Source organism: Bradyrhizobium sp. P2_E8 (assembly GCF_056403875.1).
Genome location: NZ_JBFUES010001824.1, coordinates 1 through 654, shown reverse-complemented (window position 1 = coordinate 654; position 654 = coordinate 1). Strand labels below are relative to the sequence as shown.

The 654-nt window shown below is 64.7% G+C and carries 1 protein-coding gene; it reads right to left on the bottom strand.

The genetic code is table 11. The features are described 5' to 3' along the window. Positions 1 to 23 precede the first annotated feature (23 nt). The gene (locus AC1D00_RS44125; RefSeq protein WP_404558550.1) at positions 24 to 647 is read right to left on the bottom strand and encodes a flavin reductase family protein; all 624 of its coding nucleotides are present in this window, start codon (positions 645 to 647) and stop codon (positions 24 to 26) included. Between the last annotated feature and the right edge of the window lie 7 nt (positions 648 to 654).

The following is a 654-nucleotide window of genomic DNA, read 5'->3' as shown; positions in this document are numbered from 1 at the left end:
ACGGTGAAGAGAGCAGCGCCGGCCTAATCCGGCCGGACCATCTCGAACATGTTTTCCGGCTTGATCTCGAAATAGTCGCCGCGGCGGCCGGCGCGGACGATGGGGCGGGCGGCGGCGGTCTGGTAGACGCCGTCCTTGATCATGGCCTTGTCGATATGGACGGCGACGACCTCGCCCAGCGTCAGCCAGGCATCGGCCTCCTTGCCATCGGCGCCCTTGAGGCGGACGATGTCGGAGACCTTGCACTCGAAGGCGACGGGGCTCTCAGCCACCCGCGGCACGTTGACGAGCTTGCCGGGCACGGCGGTGAGGCCGGCGATCTCGAACTCGTCGACCTCAGGCGCGACATGCGCTGCGGTCGCGTTCATCTGCCTGGCAAGATCCATCGTGGCGAGATTCCAGACGAACTCGCCGGTCTGCTCCATGTTCGAGACCGTGTCCTTCCAGTTGGTGGAGGAGAAGCCGATGATCGGCGGCACGTAGCAAAAGGCGTTGAAGAAGCTGTAGGGCGCGAGATTGACGTGGCCCCTGGTGTCGCGGGAGGAGATCCAACCGATCGGCCGCGGCGCGATGATGGCGTTGAAGGGATCGTGCTTGAGGCCGTGGCCCTTGGAGGGCTCGTAGAAGTACAGGTCTTTGTCGGTCACGCTGGCT